Raw genomic sequence first — 18,001 nt, forward strand, 5'->3', positions numbered from 1 at the left:
TAAATTATTCAAGTAATCTCCCTATCTAATTCATTAATAGATTTTAATATAAAAAATAAGTTAATTTATTTAAACGAATCTCGACTATAGATAAAATCTATGTAATCAAAAGCGGAGCTGTTTAATGAGTTTTTGTATTATGGGAAATCCCTGTGTATTCTGATGCTTGTTTTGGGATAGATTTAGCTGTTATTTCAACTGAAAAAACATATCAAAAAGTGATATTATTAAGCGTTATTCTCAGGTTGTTTATACTGTCTATTTTATCGGTTTTTACTTGGGTTTTATATCTAGGCGGTTTGGATAAATCACTCATTACACCTCCTAAATTAACACCTAGATTACAGGTTGAAAAAGGGGCGGCTATTATTGCTAATGCCTTAGTTGGTAATACGGAAAATAAAGCGGTGTTAGAAATGACTATGGCAGGTGCTAAGTTTCAGTTTAATGTTAATACGCGTATTGCTCTTTCCAGAGCTAGTATGTTGGCTAAATTGAATAGAAAGCAAGTCGATAATGTTGTAATTATTCGTGTTTAAGCTGGTGACGTTCTTAGTTTCAGGGAACTTGAAGTCGGTTTTAGGTGTTATTTTGCCGTTTTAGGTGGTTTTAACATCGTTACAGTTATGATGAGTAAAAGTATATACAAAAACATAACAAAGGCTAGCGCGCTATTTAAAAACGATGAATTAGCAGTAGAATCGCTGTCGGTAATTAATACTCAAAAACATACGAAAATACCATTTGATGATTCTTATATCAACTCAAAAGTATAGAAGTTTATTAAGGCTCCGAATTTGAATACCTTTCTGAAACCCAACAAAATCAACTGTTTTCGTGTTTGTTTAATGTTTCAAAAAACAATAATAGAATGGGGTGTCAATTGATATAAACACTACAGAATAATTTAAAACCGATTATAACAGGACTATTAATCCCAGGAACTGTTCAGTTAACACCTTCTGGTGAGATCATTCTTTTAATGCGGGATTGCCAGATAACTGGCGGGTATCCAAAAATATTCTAAATGAGTGATATGTAAATAAATGTTTTGTCTCAGAAGTATTCTGGACAAAACATTTCGTTTAGATAAAAAGGATAACGTTTTTTTTATCCTAGTTTTAAAAGTGCTTTACGAAGCTTTAAATTTGGTGATGCACCTATACGGCTTACTCCAATATCTATAAATTTTTGAGATATTTCTAGATTGGTTATACCTCCTGATGCTTTTATTTTTATAGCATCTCTAACCGTTTTTTTAATGATTTTTACTGCTGTAAAAGTGGCGCCACTTTTAGAAAACCCGGTAGATGTAGTAATAAAGTCTGCATTGGCATCGGCACAAATTTGAGATGCTTTTACTATTTCGTTTTTATTTAATTCCGATATTTCAATAATTACTTTTAGAGGTGTTTTACTAATAGCTAATTTTACAGCGCTAATATCTTTCATTACTGAAACATAATTTCTGCTTTTTAATAAGCCAAGATTGATTACCATATCAATTTCATTAGCACCTTCTTTAATAGCATTTGTGGCTTCAAATATTTTAGTGGCAGTAGATGAGCTACCTGCTGGAAAACCTACAGTTGAACAGATTTTCACATCTGTTCCTTTTAGTAATTCTTTTGCTAATGTAACATAGCAGCTATTTATGCATATGCTACTAAGGTTACTTTTTCTTGCCTCTTTACAAAGCGTGATAATTTCGGCTTCGGTAGTTGTGGGTGATAATAGAGTATAGTCTATGTACTCAGAAATAATCATGTTAGGGAGTTTTTAGGTTAAGCTTTTTTTTTGAGGGAGAATTATTAAATCTAATTTTTTTATATATTTAGATTCTAGGGTAATTCCTTAGCTAAGTTAGTAACTAACCATTGGTCGATTTTTTAATTTTTAATTTTTTAGACGAACGGTAGTATTTTATTTACTTTCATAGAAAAGTTTTGGAAATAGTATTGTTTGTAATATTATTTATCTATAGTGAAGTGTTATGTAGACATTCTTTAGTGTATTGAATTATTGTTTTATAGCGTTTTAAATGGAGGTTTATTGTTTTACATCGAATTGGTTAAAATACACTAGGAATTTAGTGTTTCATACGGTTTTCCTCATATTCCGTTGAATAAAAAAAAGCAACACATCCCTCTTTATGAGTTTTGTGTTGCTTTTTAAGCTTTAAATTTCTGTTTTTAAAATTATATTTCTTCGCTAACTAAATGATTTTCATTTCTAAAAACCAACTTATCATCGAATGCATCTAGTAAAATAATACTATCGGTAGTTACCGTTCCTGCTAATATCTCTTTACTTAGAGCATTTAAAACTTCTTTTTGTATGACACGTTTTACAGGTCTTGCACCGTACTCAGGGTTATAACCTTTATCTGCTAAATAGGCTACAGCGTCTGGCGTAGCATCGAAAGTGATGCCTTGTTGTGCTATCATTTTAGTAATACCTTTTATTTGTAAACCAACAATAGATACAATGTTTTCTTTGCTTAACGGTGTAAACATTACAGTATCGTCAATACGGTTTAAAAATTCTGGTCTTACGGTTTGCTTTAGTAACGCAAGGACATCTACTTTGGCAGCTTCAATTGCTGAATTGATGTCTTTTGTCGCTTCAAAACGATCTTGGATTATTTGACTACCCATATTGGAAGTCATGATAATAATCGTATTTTTAAAATCGGCAGTTCTACCTTTGTTATCTGTTAAATGACCTTCATCTAAAACTTGTAGTAAAATATTAAAAGTATCTGGGTGTGCTTTTTCAATTTCATCCAAAAGCACTACAGAGTATGGTTTACGACGCACAGCTTCAGTTAATTGTCCGCCTTCTTCATAACCTACGTATCCCGGAGGTGCTCCTACTAAACGGCTTACAGCGTGACGTTCTTGATATTCACTCATATCAATCCGAGTTAATGCATTTTCATCATCAAACAAATATTCCGCCAAAGCTTTTGCTAATTCGGTTTTACCAACACCGGTTGTCCCTAAAAAGAGGAAGGTTCCAATTGGTTTTTTTGGATTTTGTAATCCTGCACGGCTACGGCGAACGGCATCACTAACAGCTTCTATAGCTTCTTCTTGGCCAACTACACGTTTGTGTAATTCATCTTCAAGTCTTAATAGTTTTTCTCGTTCACTTTGAAGCATTTTAGTAACAGGAATACCTGTCCATTTGGCAACAACTTCAGCAATATCATCGTAAGTAACCTCTTCTTTAATAAGAGATGTTTCCGATTTTTCGTCCAATTGTTTTTGGAAAGCTTCCAATTGTTCTTGTGCTTCTTTTATTTTACCATAACGTAATTCTGCTACCTTACCATAATCACCTTCACGTTCAGCTTTTTCTGCATCTATCTTGAAGTTTTCAATAGCTTGCTTGGTGTTCTGTACATTATCTACAACTTCTTTTTCACTTTTCCATTTGGCATTAAGTTCATTTCTAGTTTCCTTAATATTAGCTAAATCAGAACGTAGTGATTTTAACTTTACTTCGTCTTTTTCACGCTTAATAGCTTCAATTTCAATTTCAAGTTGCATGATTTTACGATCTAAAACATCGAGTTCTTCGGGTTTAGAGTTTATTTCCATACGCAGTTTTGCAGCTGCCTCGTCCATTAAATCGATCGCTTTATCTGGTAAAAAACGATTGGTAATGTATCGTGTTGAAAGTTCTACGGCACCAATAATAGCTTCATCTTTTATACGTACTTTGTGGTGAGCCTCATATTTTTCTTTAATACCACGAAGTATTGAAATGGCACTTTCGGTATCTGGTTCGTTCACCATTACTTTTTGGAAACGACGTTCTAGCGCTTTATCTTTTTCAAAATATTTTTGATATTCATCTAAAGTGGTTGCCCCAATAGCTCTAAGTTCGCCACGAGCCAAGGCTGGCTTTAAAATATTGGCTGCATCCATAGCGCCTTGTCCGCCACCTGCACCAACCAATGTGTGGATTTCATCAATAAATAAAACCACATCACCATCGCTGGAAGTTACTTCTTTTATAACGGCTTTTAAACGTTCTTCAAATTCACCTTTGTATTTAGCACCTGCAATAAGTGCGCCCATATCTAGTGCGAAAATTTGTTTGTTTTTTAGATTCTCAGGAATATCGCCATCCACAATACGGTGCGCTAAACCTTCTGCAATTGCGGTTTTACCTGTTCCAGGCTCTCCAATTAAAATTGGGTTGTTTTTGGTACGACGGGATAAAATTTGTAGAATTCTACGAATTTCTTCATCACGACCAATAACTGGATCTAATTTGCCGTCTTTTGCTAATTGATTTAAGTTTTTTGCGTATTTGTCTAACGAATTGTAGGTTTCTTCTTGGCTTTGCGAGGTTACGTTTTCGCCTTGTCTTAACTCTTCGATTGCTGATTTTAAACCTTTTTCTGTAATACCTTGGTCTTTTAGCATTTGTGCTATTTTACTGTTCGATTTAAAAACAGCTAGAATAAGGTGTTCTATAGAAACGTAATCATCTTTTAATTTTTTTGCAATTATAGATGCTTCGTTTAATGTTTTTCCAGCTTCGCGAGAAAGCATGAGTTCACCTCCTGATACTTTAGGAAAGCTTTCTATTTGTTTATCTAAAGCTTGTTTTAGTATAGGAATGTTTGCGTTTAATTTTTTTAAAATAAACGGAAGCACATTTTCGTCGACTTCAAAAATGCCTTTAAAAATGTGTTCATTTTCAATTTGCTGTTGGCCTAGACCTTGCGCAATTTGCTGCGCTTGCTGAATGGCCTCTTGCGATTTAATGGTGTAATCGTTTAGGTTCATCTTGTTATGTTTTTTGATTTCCGCTAAGGCGAAAACCTTATTAGTGTTTTATTTTGAATGTATATTTCAAATTCCCTACCAAGTTGATTTACAGGACAAAATGGCGGTTGTGGTGCGGTTTTTAATGACTTTTTGTCGGTTTGTAAGGTTTTAGTTTACCCGTCGACTTATTTTTGGTAAGTTTTAATTTTAAGTACTATAAAAGTAGTTAATTTTGACAACAAAAGCTCGAAAAAAAATTGAGTTTAACATTAATTTGGCGGATGAATGCGTTAGGGATTGAACGGCATGTTTGAGCTCCCCGACCATAGGAGGGAGCGAGTAGTGAAAGCCCGACCCTTGTGGTAACGCCCAAATAAAAAATAGTATAAAATTCTCTGTTACAAGGGGATGAAAATAAAAAATTAACTATGGGATTATTTAGTAAAATTTTTGGTGATTCGGGAGAATCAAAAGAGGAAAAAGTATTGCCTTGGATTCCTTTGAATGCTTTGCAGCAATTGGATTTAATTAAGGAGAAGTCGAGTACTAAAACACAGATTATCTTTAAACATTCTACGCGTTGCGGGATTAGTAGTATGGTGATGAAAGAGTTTGTGGGTGCTTATGATTTTACGGAAAAAGAAGTGGATTTGTATTTTTTAGATTTGTTGAATTTTCGTGATATATCTAATGAGGTTGGTTATAAATTTCAGGTTATGCACCAATCGCCACAGCTTTTGGTTATTAAAAACGGAGTAGTGGTAGCTCATGAGAGTCACGGAGCTATTAATGAAATGGATTTAGCTAGTTTGGTTTAATTTTATATATTTAGAATATTCTAGGTTTAATATATCTAGAGTGTTTTGTTGTTTTATCTTTTGCTATGTTGCCGTAATTATTTTATTTAGCATAAATTAAGATGAAGGTACATGAAAGTAAAGATTGATAAGTTTGTTCTATCTATTATAGCAACTATTTTAATAGCTTATTTCTTTCCGCAATGGGGAACACAAGAAAGTGAAATTCCTATCGATACAATTAGTTCGGTAGGAATTTCGCTTATATTCTTTTTCTACGGACTTAAATTAAGTCCAACAAAATTGAAGGCAGGACTTAAAAACTGGAAATTGCATCTTTTAGTGCAGGGGTCTACTTTTTTAATGTTTCCGTTATTGGTTTTAATGTTTCGTCCGTTAATTCAAAATGCAGAACAAGAAACTATATGGTTGGCTTTCTTTTTTTTGGCGGCATTACCATCTACGGTATCATCGTCGGTTGTTATGGTATCTATGGCCAAGGGCAATATACCGGCAGCTATTTTTAATGCGAGTATATCTGGAATTATAGGTATTGTGATTACGCCACTTTGGATGGGGTTATTTGTAGATGATGCACAATCCGATTTCGACTTTACTGCGATTTACATGAAACTTATTGTTCAGATTATTTTACCTGTAATTTTGGGACTTCTATTACAGCGTTTTCTAGGTAGTTTTGCCCAAAAACATAGTAGTAAATTAACGCTTTTTGATAAGTCTATTATTCTATTAATAATTTATAAGAGTTTTTCAGAATCCTTCTACAATAATATATTTAGTTCTGTATCCTTTTTAGATTTATTAGCCATTTTTACAGGTGTACTCTTTTTATTTTCTGTAGCCTTTTATCTAACAAAATTTATGGCTGAAAAACTTAAAATTAACAAAGAAGATCAAATAACAGCTCAGTTTTGTGGTACTAAAAAATCGTTAGTTCACGGTACGGTTTTTTCTAAAATACTGTTTGGTAATATGGCTTCTGTCGGTATTATACTATTGCCACTTATGTTATTTCATGCCACTCAAATTTTAATAATAAGTATTATTGCTTCAAAATTGGCTAAGCGCGATATTGTTAATTAATTTAAATTCTTAGAGGTTTAAGAGCCAGATAGATAATATTTTTATGTTTTTTTTGCTAAATAAGTAGCTTTTTTACGCAACTATTTGGTGCTTTATTCATCTTTTAAAAAAATATAAATTATGAAAAAAAGTATCTTATTAGTGAAAAGTTTAATTGCATGTAGTATTTTATTTATTAGTTGTAATGATGATGACAATGATTTAAAATGTGCTGAGGATGTTACAGGTGAATTAACTAGTAATGAAATTAATTTTACTGGTAAATGGACGCTGAAAAGTGTTGTTTCAGAAGATGAAATTGATTTAACGGATGATGAAATAGATAACCCAAGCACTGATTTATTTGCTCAATATACAGATTGCTCAAAAGATATTGTATATGAATTTAGTGATAATAGAGATTATGCTTTTACCGGAGGAATGACGGCTATTGATTGTGATAACGAGCAAGAAATAACTGGAACTTGGGGGTTGAATGAATCTTCTGGGTTAATAATTGTTTCTAATTGTTCTACACAATTAACTCAAATTGAAGTTAACGATGAAAGCACAGCGTTTTCTACAGAAGGTAATTTAAAATATGTTGATGTAAATGGAAATGTTATTAATACCACAACAACATTTACTTACGAGAAATCTATTGAATAGTACTGCTATTTGGTAATTTAAATAATAAAAAAAAACCTTTGAAATAACTTCAAAGGTTTTTCTTTATGGAGTATTTATAAGTTTTATTCGGCTAGTTTGTACCAAAGCCGTTTATAATTTCTTTTAATTTTAGTTTTAAATCTTCTCCGGTATCGAACACCATTTGCTCGTTAGTAGGAAAAGGTAATTGTCGGTTTTTTAATAATTCTAGGTCCTCTATCGTTAGGGCGCGTTGATCGTTTTGCTTATTTTTTTTACGGTAATGTTTAGCATATATGTTCTCGAAAATAAAACCGCTATCTATAGGGAAGCTCTCTATAGTTTGTTTGGTTTTTAAATCGATATATACCACATTTGCCAAAATTTGAGCTTCTTTAGTTTGTATACTTTCTATAAATCTACATTTTACATCGATAATTTTATCTATCTCTATGTATTTGCCTAGACTATCTTTTACGGCGTTACCTTCTCTATCTAGCTTATAGGTTGTACCATCTTTAATTTTTTTCTCTCTTAAAATTTCACGTTCTCTAATGCGTTCTGGAGATATCGTTATTTGTTTTAGATTGAGCTGCATGGCATAATCGTACTGAAAATTTTCGGCTTTACTTGCATGGTATTCGCTCCATTGTTTATTTAAGCCGTAGGTGTCAAAATTTAATAGATCACTTTGTAAGCGGTTTGGGATTATTTGATTGGTTTGGTTGTTTATGGTTACCAAAATAAAATCGGTACCGAGTATTTGCGCTTCGTTTATAAGTTCGTTAGTATTTTTGAAATGAGGTGTTATTCTGTTTAAATAAACCAAGTTATTATAAGCTTCTCGAATATCTGTTTTATATTTAGAATCAAGTAACTTTAAACTACTAGTATAAATGTGATTTGCAAGATTGTTTTTAGCATTGATGGTTAAATCGCTATAATCTATAAAATCGAAGTTTATATTTTTACCATTGGCGGTTAATGGTAAAATAGGTTTAATGGATTCTTGACGAGAATTTAAAGCATTGTATAGATTGAAGATTTCTTGATAATTTTCTGGATTACCTTCCTTTTTTAAATAATCTACTCGGTTTAAATCTCTGTTTTCGGCTTTTGTAAAAGCATCTTGTAACATAAAAATGTATTCTTTTTTACGTTTCTTCGATTTATTGGTTTTAAGTTTATCGAGTGCTGTATTGATGGCATAATCGTAATTACCAGAATGCACCGCTTTTTCAACTTGTTTAGCCGTGTTACATGCTATAAGGTTAATTGTTATAAATAGGATAAGTATTGCTCTTTTCATAGTAATAGAAATTTATGGATTGAAACTATGTTTCAATAGTGATGCCAAAATAAAAAAAAACCTTCCTAAATTTTAATTAGAAAGGTTTTTTATGCTTTTTAATACTAGCATTGTTATTTTTTATAAACAGGTAAAAGTTTAGTAGATACTTCGCCAAAACCTATGCGAGTGCCATCTTTTTCGCAATAACCTCGCATAATAACGGTGTCGTTATCATTTATGAATTTACGTTCGCTACCGTCTTTCATTTTTATTGGGTTTTCACCTTTCCATGTTAATTCTAGCATAGATCCGTATGAATCTGGTGTAGGTCCCGAAATTGTTCCGCTTCCCATCATATCACCCGAATTTACAGGACATCCATTTACAGTGTGGTGAGCAAACTGTTGAGACATGTTCCAATACATATGTTTAAAATTCGTTTTAGAAACAGTGGTTTCCTTAGCGCCTTTTGGCTGTATGGCAACTTCTAAATTAATATCGTAGCTTTTTTTGCCTTTATATTTTAAGTAATCAAGTTGTTTCTTTATTGGTTTAGGACCTTCTACACGGTAAGGTTCAAGTGCATCTAAAGTAACTATCCATGGTGAAATGGACGATGCGAAACTTTTTGCTAAAAAAGGACCTAGTGGCGCATATTCCCACTTTTGAATATCGCGAGCACTCCAATCATTAAGTAAAACGAGTCCAAAAATATATTCTTCGGCTTCGTTAACAGGAATTGGTTCGCCTAAATCATTAGCATCGGTAGTAATAAAAGCCATTTCTAATTCGAAATCGATTAATTTACTAGGGCCAAATATAGGTTCGGTTGCTCCGTTAGGTAAAGTTTGACCTTGCGGACGGTTCACTGGAATACCCGATGGAATTATAGAAGAGCTACGCCCATGATAACCTACCGGAATATGCAACCAGTTTGGTAAAAGTGCATTTTCAGGGTCTCTAAATAGCGTGCCAACGTTGGTGGCATGCTCTTTACTTGAGTAAAAATCGGTATAATCACCAATTTGAACAGGTAGTTGCATTTCAATTTCATCTAAACGAAAAAGAACCACTTCTTTATGTTTTTTATTGCTTTTAAGGCTATCATTTTCAGCATCGAAAATTTCGGCTATTCTATTTCTTACTAAACGCCATGTTTTACGGCCATCGGCAATAAAATCGTTTAAGGTATCTTGAAGAAAAATATCATCGGTTAAAGGGATGCCTTCAAAATAGCCTAATTGGTGTAGTGCGCCTAAATCTATAGCGGTGTCGCCAATACGCGTACCAATAGTTATAATATCGTCTCGTGTTAAAAAAACACCGAAAGGAATGTTCTGTATAGGGAAATCGGAATTTTTATCGACGTGCAGCCACGACGTTCTATCTGGGTTGTTCGCTGTTAATGGCATATCTTTTTTATTTTCTAGTTGTTGTATTCTTATCAAACGTACATAATTTTTTTGTTTTACAACGAAAAATTACTTTAAAAATGAATTTTCTTTAACCGTTAATAAATTGGTTAAAAACTTAAATGTAAAAAACGGAATATTACTCAATTTAAGTAATCTATTTGTTATTTTTGCGGAATATTAAAAAAACAAACTCATTATATGCAACGCGACGAACAAATTTTTGAACTCATTGAAGCCGAAAAAGAACGCCAATTAAATGGTATAGAACTTATTGCATCGGAGAATTTTGTTAGCGACCAAGTTATGGAAGCTGCAGGCTCTGTGTTAACCAATAAATACGCCGAAGGTTATCCTGGTAAACGTTATTATGGCGGATGTGAAGTGGTTGATGAAGTTGAGCAAATTGCTATAGATAGAGCAAAAGCATTGTTTGGAGCCGTATATGTAAATGTACAACCACACTCAGGAAGTCAGGCAAATACAGCTGTGTATCATGCATGTTTAACGCCTGGAGATAAAATTTTAGGATTCGATTTATCTCATGGAGGTCATTTAACTCACGGTTCTCCTGTAAACTTTTCTGGTAAACTTTACAACCCTGTATTTTACGGTGTAGAGCAAGAAACTGGTGTTTTAAATTATGATAAAATTCAAGAAATTGCTACTAAAGAACAACCAAAATTAATAATCGCTGGAGCTTCGGCTTACTCACGTGATATCGATTTTGAACGTTTTAGAGTGATTGCTGATAGTGTTGGTGCTATTTTAATGGCAGATATATCTCACCCAGCAGGATTAATTGCTAAGGGTATCTTAAACGATCCATTACCACATTGCCATATTGTAACAACAACAACTCATAAAACACTACGTGGTCCAAGAGGAGGAATGATTATGATGGGGAAAGATTTTGAAAACCCTTTCGGAATTAAACTTAAAAATGGAAACTTACGTAAAATGTCGTCTTTATTAGATTCAGCTGTTTTTCCAGGAAATCAAGGTGGACCATTAGAGCACATTATTGCAGCAAAAGCAATTGCTTTTGGTGAAGCTTTAACCGATGAGTTTTTGCAATACCAATTACAAGTTAAGAAAAACGCGGCTGCAATGGCAAAAGCATTAGTATCTAAAGGTTATAATATTATTTCTGGAGGAACTGATAACCACTGTATGTTAATAGATTTACGTAACAAAAATTTATCGGGTAAAGATGCTGAGCAGGCTTTAGTAAAAGCTGATATTACAGTAAATAAAAACATGGTGCCTTTCGATGATAAGTCTCCATTTGTAACTTCTGGAATCCGTTTAGGTGTTTCTGCTGTTACTACGCGTGGTTTAAATGATACCGATATGGTTGCTATTGTAGAGCTTGTAGACGAGGTTATTAATAACTTTGAAGATGAAACAGCTTTAGAAGCTGTAAAAACAAAAGTAAATGATATGATGCATAACAAACCAATGTTTGTATAAGCATAATTGAAATATATTTTATTGAAAGAATCCTGCTTTTTAAGCGGGATTTTTTTGTTTATAATCTTTATCAGTTTTTTTAATTTAGGTAAAAAAGTAATATTTCTTCAGAAGAAAAATTTAATAATAGATATTTTCTTGAATAGTCTTAATATGTTTGGCAAGGATTTTTTAATAGTTATGGTTACTACGATGTTTAGTTTTAGTTGTTGCAGTAAAAAAGTGTAAAGCCTAATATCATTTTGGTTCAGTCTGGCGTTAATAATCAATTAAGTTGTTCTTCTTTAGGTAAAGATTTGGATAGTTTAAGTGCACAATAGGATAAGATGCTTAATCGTTATTTTGACTCTATGGTTTCTATGCCTACGCGTTCTAGTTTATTAACAAAACCTAATTAAAAGAGTTGATTTTTATTTATAAATCATTTTGTAAATCTGTTAGTAGAATTATTGATAATAATGTCTTTATAAATGGCGTCATAGAAAAAACTTATACTAAAAGATGTTATGAAAGTTTCAATTTATTACCTTTGTATTGGTGAGTAAACTATTTTCTATATCGTTATCTTTTGTTATCCTAATACAAAGTTTTGGCTTATGTGTTGGGGATATTGCGCAAATCGATGATTTTATTGAGCATGCACAATACCATAGTCAACAATACGGCGATAATGTTTTTGTTTTTATTTCTAAGCATTATGGTGAGCTTAAGGCAGATCATGATAAGGAACATCAAGAAGAAAAGGAAGATCACGAGCAATTACCTTTTCAGCATCAATCCCACATGTCTTCAATTACGGCTTTTGTACTAAACACGCATAAATCAGAATTAAAAACAGGTGAGTTTTCAGAATTAAATATACATCAATTTCATTATCAAGCACCTTCTTCTGCACTTCATTTAGAGGGACTTTTTCAGCCACCAAGGTTATCATAAGTAATCACGAACTTTTTTATTTTAATTCCTTAATCATGTAATGGCTTTGGAATGTTCACATTGATTATTTTATGAAAAAATGTTATCACATATTATTAATTTCAGTATAAAGAACAAGTTTATTGTTCTCTTATTTACAGTCTTTATTATTGGGTTCGGACTGTATTCATTATCTCAAATACCTATTGGTGCTGTGCCCGATGTTACAAACAATCAGGTACAAGTTATTACCACTTCTCGTAATCTATCTACTCAAGATATGGAGCAATTTATAACCTATCCTGTAGAATTGGAGATGGCAAATTTGCCAGGAGTTATAGAGATTCGTTCTATATCAAAATTCGGACTTTCTGTAGTTACCATCGTTTTTGATGATGCTATGGGAACCTTTTTACCTAGACAGCTTATTGCTGAAAAAATAAAGTCGGCTTCCGAAAAGATACCGGAAGGTTTTGGTACGCCAGAAATGGGCCCTATTACAACAGGGCTAGGGGAGATTTATCAATATATTCTTGATGTAAAACCGGAATTTAAAGACCGTTATAATGCTGAAGATTTACGAACTATACAGGATTGGGTTGTAAAGCGACAGCTTTCGGGGATTCCTGGAGTTGTGGAAGTGAATACTTGGGGTGGTTTTTTAAAACAATATGAAGTTGCTATTGATACAGAAAAACTGAATGCCATGGATATTTCGGCAACCGATGTTTTTACAGCTTTGGAAATGAATAACAGTGTTTCTGGTGGCGGATATATTGAGAAGGTAAATCAAGCCTTTTTTATTCGAGGACAAGGTTTGGTTTCATCTTTAGAAGATATTCGTAATATAGTGGTTAAAAACACAAATGGTTTACCTATTTATATTAAAGATGTAGCTAAAGTAGGTTTTGGAAGTGCTACACGATTTGGAGCAATAACAGGGAATGGTGAAGGTGAAAAAGTGTTGGGGCAAGTGATGATGCTTAAGGATGCCAATTCTAAAAAAGTAATTGAAGCCGTAAAAGAGCGTGTAGATGAAATTTCAAAATCGTTACCAGAAGGTGTTTATATTAATGCTTTTCTCGACCGTAGCGAACTCATTGCTAAAACCACGTTTACAGTGACTGAAAACCTAGTTCTTGGGTGTTTAATTGTGATATTTGTTGTGGTTTTACTTCTTGGGAATTTGCGTTCTGGTCTTGTGGTAGCATCCGTTATTCCGCTGTGTTTATTGTTTGCATTATCTTTAATGTACATATTTGGTGTTGATGCAAACTTGATGAGTTTAGGAGCTATTGATTTTGGAATTATCATTGATGGTGCAGTAATTATTGTGGAATTTATCGCCTTTCAAATGACACAGAAAAAGCATGAAATTAGTGCTTTGTCAAAAGAAGACCTTCAAGATTTTAAAGATAATATCACATTTTCAGGAGCATCAAAAATGATGAATTCGGCCATCTTCGGTCAGCTTATTATTTTAATTGTATTCATTCCAATATTATCGCTTTCTGGAGTAGAAGGTAAAATGTTTAAACCTATGGCATTAACTTTTAGTTTTGCGCTAATAGGTGCCATGATTTTTTGCTTTACTTATGTTCCTGTGGTTGCCTCTTTATTTTTAAAACCATCAAATGCAACTCATAAAAATGTGTCTGTAAAATTAATGAATTGGCTCAATAAAATATATGAGCCAACAATAGATTGGGCATTGCGAAGTAAAAAGTTAGTTTTAGGTATCGCAGGTACTCTTTTAGCGATTTCAATTTATTTATACTCGACTATGGGCGGAGAGTTTGTGCCAACTTTAGATGAAGGTGATTTTGTTATTCAACCTATTTTAAAAACAGGAACATCCTTAAGTAATACGGTTAAAATTACTACCGAAATTGAAAAAATTCTACTAAAACAGTTTCCAGAAGTAAAACAAGTGGTGACGCGTATTGGTGCGGCAGAAGTGCCAACGGACCCCATGTCTATGGAAGAAAGTGACGTTATTATTGTGCTAAACCCTAAAAGCGAATGGATATCGGCGTCATCTAAAGATGAATTAGCGGATAAGTTTAAAGAAGCTTTAGCAGTTATTCCAGGAATGGAAGTCGAATTTACACAGCCTATAGAAATGCGTTTTAATGAATTGATTACAGGTGTTCGCGCAGATATCGCCATCAAAATTTTTGGAGATGATTTAGATATTCTTTCAAAAAAAGGAAACGAGATTGGAGCTCTTATAGAAAATGTGCCGGGAGCCGCAGATATTTCTGTTGAAAAAATTGCAGGATTACCAGAAATGAGTGTACAATATAATCGCGCTAAAATTGCCAGATATGGGCTTAATATTCAAGAACTGAATGATATGATTTCTATGGGCTTTGCAGGGAAATCTGCAGGTAGTGTTTTTGAAGGTGAAAAACGATTCGATTTAGTGGTGAGGCTAGATAAAGAAAAGCGCCAAGATATTGATAATCTTGATAATCTTTATATTGATTTACCTTCCGGTGGAAAAATTCCGTTGAATGAATTGGCAGATATCAGTTATAAAAAAGGAGCAGCCAAAATATCCCGTGATGATACCAGACGTAGAATTGTCGTTGGTGTAAATGTGCGTAATCGTGATTTACAATCTGTTGTAGATGATGTTCAAGAATTAATAAATGAAAACATCCATTTGCCTATTGGGTATTCTATTACTTATGGTGGTCAGTTTGAAAATTTGCAAAGCGCTAAATCTAGATTAATGGTTGCCGTGCCTATTGCACTGGTATTAATATTTGTGCTTTTGTATTTCGCTTTTAAATCGGTAAAAGAAGCTTTAATTATTTACTCGGCAATTCCTTTAGCTGCAGTTGGTGGTGTGTTATTATTATGGCTTCGTGATTTGCCTTTTAGTATATCGGCAGGCGTTGGTTTTATTGCGTTATTCGGTATTGCAGTGCTTAATGGTATTGTATTAATAGAGCATTTTAAAGAATTAAAAAATCATGGGTTTGAAAGTATGGAAGCTCTAATAAAACAAGGCACTAAAGATAGATTACGAGCAGTATTATTAACTGCTGCTGCTGCGGCTTTAGGGTTTTTACCTATGGCCATTTCTACCAATGCTGGTGCAGAAGTTCAACGTCCGCTAGCTACCGTGGTCATTGGAGGTTTGGTTACAGCAACCTTATTAACGTTAATAGTTTTGCCGGTGCTTTATGCTTTATTTAATCGTCCATATAGCACAAAGAGCAAACTTGGCAGAAAAGGTTCTAAAAAGACATTAGGTTTTATTTTATTATTGGCTTCATTTAGCGGATTTGCTCAAGAACAAGCTGGTGTAAAATTAAAAGATCTTATATCAATGGCTATTGAAAATAATGTTGGATTAGAAGCGGGGAGATTACAAGTAAAAGAATCGGACGCTTTAATTAGTACTGCTTTTAGTTTTGATAAAACACATGTTTATTATGAGTTTGATGAAAATAATTTAGCAGGTAATAATGAGCCGTTAAGAGTGTTTGGTATTCAGCAAGATTTTAAATTTCCAACGGTTTATTTCTCCGAAAAGAAAGTTAATCAAGCGCGTTATGGAATGATTTCAAGCACTTATAATATTCAGAAAAAAGGAATTGCGCGAAAAGTAACTGCTGCTTATTATGCATATCAAATTGCTAGAGAAAAGGGAAACGTCTATAAAAGATTAGATAGTCTTTATACTAATTTTGCAAAAGTGGCAGCTAGGCGTTTTGAGCTTGGAGAAACCAATTATTTAGAGAAAATTACAGCAGTATCAAAGCAAAAACAAATTAGTCTTAAGTATAGTGAAGCTCAAAAAGATGTTTTATTAGTTTATAATGTTTTATTAAAAATAATTCAGGTTGAAGAACCGATAACAATAGCGAATACATCGTCTCTAAAAGTCATGTTGAATACTCTTGATATTGATGGTAGTGCAGAAATTGCATACTATAAAAATAGAGTGTCTTTATTACAAGCCGAACGTCGTTTTGAAAACCATAAACTGCTGCCAGATATCAGTCTTAATTATTTTCAAGGGACTAACTCTGGTTTAGGAGTAAATCTTTCTGGGTATCAATTCGGTTTAAAAATTCCAATATTCTTTAGTGGTCAAGCGGCTCGAATTAAAGCGGCAGGTTTTGCAGAAGATGCTGCGGTTTCAGAATCTAAAGAGTATGAGATTCAATTAAATGAAAAGTTTAATGCCCTTAAAATTCAGTTATCTCAGTTTCAAAAAGCGTTGAGTTATTATGAAAATGAAGGTGATAAGCTTTCAGAAGAAATTTTAAAAACAGCAAAAGGAAGTTTTAGAAATGGCGAAATCGATTTCTATCAATATATCCAAAGTTTAGAAAGTGCTTATGAAATAAAATTAAATCACTTAGATAAACTTGAAGCATACAATCAAACCATTATAACCCTTAATTATTTAACTTTATAGACGCAACGTTATGAAACGTAATATATATACAATAGTGATACTCAGTCTTGTTTTCTCCTTTTTTAGCTGTGGTGAAAAAAAGAATGAAACAACCGAATCTCAAATTGAAAACAGTACGATAAAAGACAGCCGTATCCAGGTGACGCAAGCACAATTTGACCAAAGTAAAATGACTTTAGCTAATCTAGAAGAAAAGGCATTCCCTAATGTTGTAAGTGTGAATGGAATGATTGATGTTCCTCCAGAAAATAGAGCCGTTGTAAATGCAACCATGGGTGGGTATATTAAAACCACACCTTTATTAATAGGTGATAAGGTAAGAAAAGGTGACATTCTTGTTACCATTGAAAACCCTGAATTTGTTTCCATGCAGCAAAGCTATATGGAAGTGAATGAGCAACTTACTTATCTAAAAGCTGAATACGATAGACAGGTAACTATGAAAGCTGAAAACATTACCTCGCAAAAAAGTTTTTTGAAAGCAGAGAGTGACTATAAAACGGGAGTTGCAAAACATAGAGGTTTAGAGAAACAGCTGAGTATGCTTAATATCTCACCGTCAAGAATCCGTTCAGGGTATATAACTTCTGTGGTTAGTATTTTTGCACCAATTTCTGGGAGTGTTACCAAGGTAAATGTTACTAAAGGGACTTATGTTTCACCAGCGACATCCATTTTGGAGATTATCGATAATGACCATATTCATTTAGAACTGTCTGTTTATGAGAAGGATGTTATGGCTATTAAAAAAGGGCAAAAAATAGATTTTAAAATCCCGGAAGCTTCATCGGAAACTTATAAAGCTGAAGTTCATCTTGTTGGTACATCTATAGAATCCAATAGAACCATTCATGTTCATGGACATCTAGAAAATGAGTCTGACAATAATTTCTTGGTAGGCATGTTTGTAGAAGCTCATATCATTACAAGTTCTATTTCCGCGAAAGCGTTACCTAATGAATCTATCATTGACGTGGATGGCTTTTCATTTGTATTGGTTTTAGATGAAAAAGACGATGATATTTATTATTTCAATCAAATAAAAGTAGACGTAAAAGAAAATTATAACGGGTATACGGTTATAGAGAACATCGCTGATTTTGAGCCATACACCAAATTTTTGACTAAAGGAGCATTTAATTTATTGGGAGAATAGT

The 18,001-nt window shown here is 33.1% G+C and carries 13 protein-coding genes and 1 pseudogene; 10 read left to right on the top strand and 4 right to left on the bottom strand.

Translation table 11 applies throughout. The features are described from left to right. The first annotated feature begins 226 nt into the window (after positions 1 to 226). The 3 genes and pseudogenes from M4I23_RS19950 to M4I23_RS19955 all read left to right on the top strand — a co-directional run bounded on the left by M4I23_RS19950 (position 227) and on the right by M4I23_RS19955 (position 1,027). Complete coding sequence (locus tag M4I23_RS19950) at positions 227 to 307, top strand: hypothetical protein (RefSeq protein ID WP_368736182.1); 81 nt, start codon at positions 227 to 229, stop codon at positions 305 to 307. Continuing rightward, a pseudogene (locus tag M4I23_RS13210) lies at positions 300 to 776 on the top strand (hypothetical protein). The gene M4I23_RS19950 and the pseudogene M4I23_RS13210 overlap by 8 nt, the downstream one beginning before the upstream one ends. A 143-nt stretch (positions 777 to 919) precedes the next feature. Continuing rightward, positions 920 to 1,027, top strand: a complete 108-nt coding sequence (locus tag M4I23_RS19955) for a hypothetical protein (RefSeq protein WP_368736183.1) — start codon at positions 920 to 922, stop codon at positions 1,025 to 1,027. 83 nt (positions 1,028 to 1,110) lie between these two features. On the opposite strand, the gene deoC is transcribed toward M4I23_RS19955, so the two are convergent. Together deoC and clpB are read right to left on the bottom strand one after the other, a co-directional pair. After that, a complete protein-coding gene (gene deoC, locus M4I23_RS13215) occupies positions 1,111 to 1,767 on the bottom strand; it encodes a deoxyribose-phosphate aldolase (RefSeq protein ID WP_158850391.1) in 657 nt (218 codons plus the stop codon). Positions 1,768 to 2,198: 431 nt separating this feature from the next. Continuing rightward, the gene (gene clpB, locus M4I23_RS13220; RefSeq protein WP_249754735.1) at positions 2,199 to 4,805 is read right to left on the bottom strand and encodes an ATP-dependent chaperone ClpB; all 2,607 of its coding nucleotides are present in this window, start codon (positions 4,803 to 4,805) and stop codon (positions 2,199 to 2,201) included. A 410-nt stretch (positions 4,806 to 5,215) separates the two neighbouring features. On the opposite strand from clpB, the gene ytxJ reads away from it, so the two are divergent. From ytxJ to M4I23_RS13235, 3 genes are all read left to right on the top strand, one after another. Next, complete coding sequence (gene ytxJ, locus M4I23_RS13225) at positions 5,216 to 5,605, top strand: bacillithiol system redox-active protein YtxJ (RefSeq protein ID WP_158850387.1); 390 nt, start codon at positions 5,216 to 5,218, stop codon at positions 5,603 to 5,605. Positions 5,606 to 5,716: 111 nt separating this feature from the next. Beyond that, positions 5,717 to 6,688 (top strand): bile acid:sodium symporter family protein, encoded by a 972-nt coding sequence (locus tag M4I23_RS13230; RefSeq protein ID WP_249754736.1) that lies wholly within the window; start codon positions 5,717 to 5,719, stop codon positions 6,686 to 6,688. Between the two features lie 120 nt (positions 6,689 to 6,808). Beyond that, the gene (locus M4I23_RS13235; protein WP_249754737.1) at positions 6,809 to 7,336 is read left to right on the top strand and encodes a DUF5004 domain-containing protein; all 528 of its coding nucleotides are present in this window, start codon (positions 6,809 to 6,811) and stop codon (positions 7,334 to 7,336) included. Positions 7,337 to 7,427: 91 nt separating this feature from the next. On the opposite strand, the gene M4I23_RS13240 is transcribed toward M4I23_RS13235, so the two are convergent. Both M4I23_RS13240 and fahA read right to left on the bottom strand, forming a co-directional pair. Beyond that, the gene (locus tag M4I23_RS13240; RefSeq protein WP_249754738.1) at positions 7,428 to 8,624 is read right to left on the bottom strand and encodes a hypothetical protein; all 1,197 of its coding nucleotides are present in this window, start codon (positions 8,622 to 8,624) and stop codon (positions 7,428 to 7,430) included. Between the two features lie 113 nt (positions 8,625 to 8,737). Continuing rightward, positions 8,738 to 10,018 carry a fumarylacetoacetase gene (gene fahA / locus M4I23_RS13245; protein WP_158851881.1) on the bottom strand — a complete coding sequence of 427 codons (1,281 nt, stop codon included), beginning with the start codon at positions 10,016 to 10,018 and terminating at the stop codon, positions 8,738 to 8,740. Between the two features lie 201 nt (positions 10,019 to 10,219). Here fahA and glyA point away from each other — a divergent pair, with 201 nt between their 5' ends. The 4 genes from glyA (at position 10,220) to M4I23_RS13265 (ending at position 18,000) form a co-directional block, all read left to right on the top strand. Continuing rightward, positions 10,220 to 11,491, top strand: coding sequence for a serine hydroxymethyltransferase (gene glyA / locus M4I23_RS13250; protein ID WP_158850379.1), 1,272 nt, complete (start codon positions 10,220 to 10,222; stop codon positions 11,489 to 11,491). Between the two features lie 537 nt (positions 11,492 to 12,028). Beyond that, positions 12,029 to 12,427 (top strand): hypothetical protein, encoded by a 399-nt coding sequence (locus M4I23_RS13255; RefSeq protein WP_158850377.1) that lies wholly within the window; start codon positions 12,029 to 12,031, stop codon positions 12,425 to 12,427. 79 nt (positions 12,428 to 12,506) lie between these two features. Next, complete coding sequence (locus M4I23_RS13260) at positions 12,507 to 16,844, top strand: CusA/CzcA family heavy metal efflux RND transporter (RefSeq protein WP_249754739.1); 4,338 nt, start codon at positions 12,507 to 12,509, stop codon at positions 16,842 to 16,844. A gap of 10 nt (positions 16,845 to 16,854) precedes the next feature. Beyond that, on the top strand, positions 16,855 to 18,000 hold the full coding sequence (locus M4I23_RS13265; protein WP_249754740.1) for an efflux RND transporter periplasmic adaptor subunit: 1,146 nt from the start codon (positions 16,855 to 16,857) through the stop codon (positions 17,998 to 18,000). Position 18,001: the final 1 nt, after the last annotated feature.

It is taken from the genome of Algibacter sp. L4_22 (genome assembly GCF_023473045.1).
Classification (GTDB): domain Bacteria; phylum Bacteroidota; class Bacteroidia; order Flavobacteriales; family Flavobacteriaceae; genus Algibacter.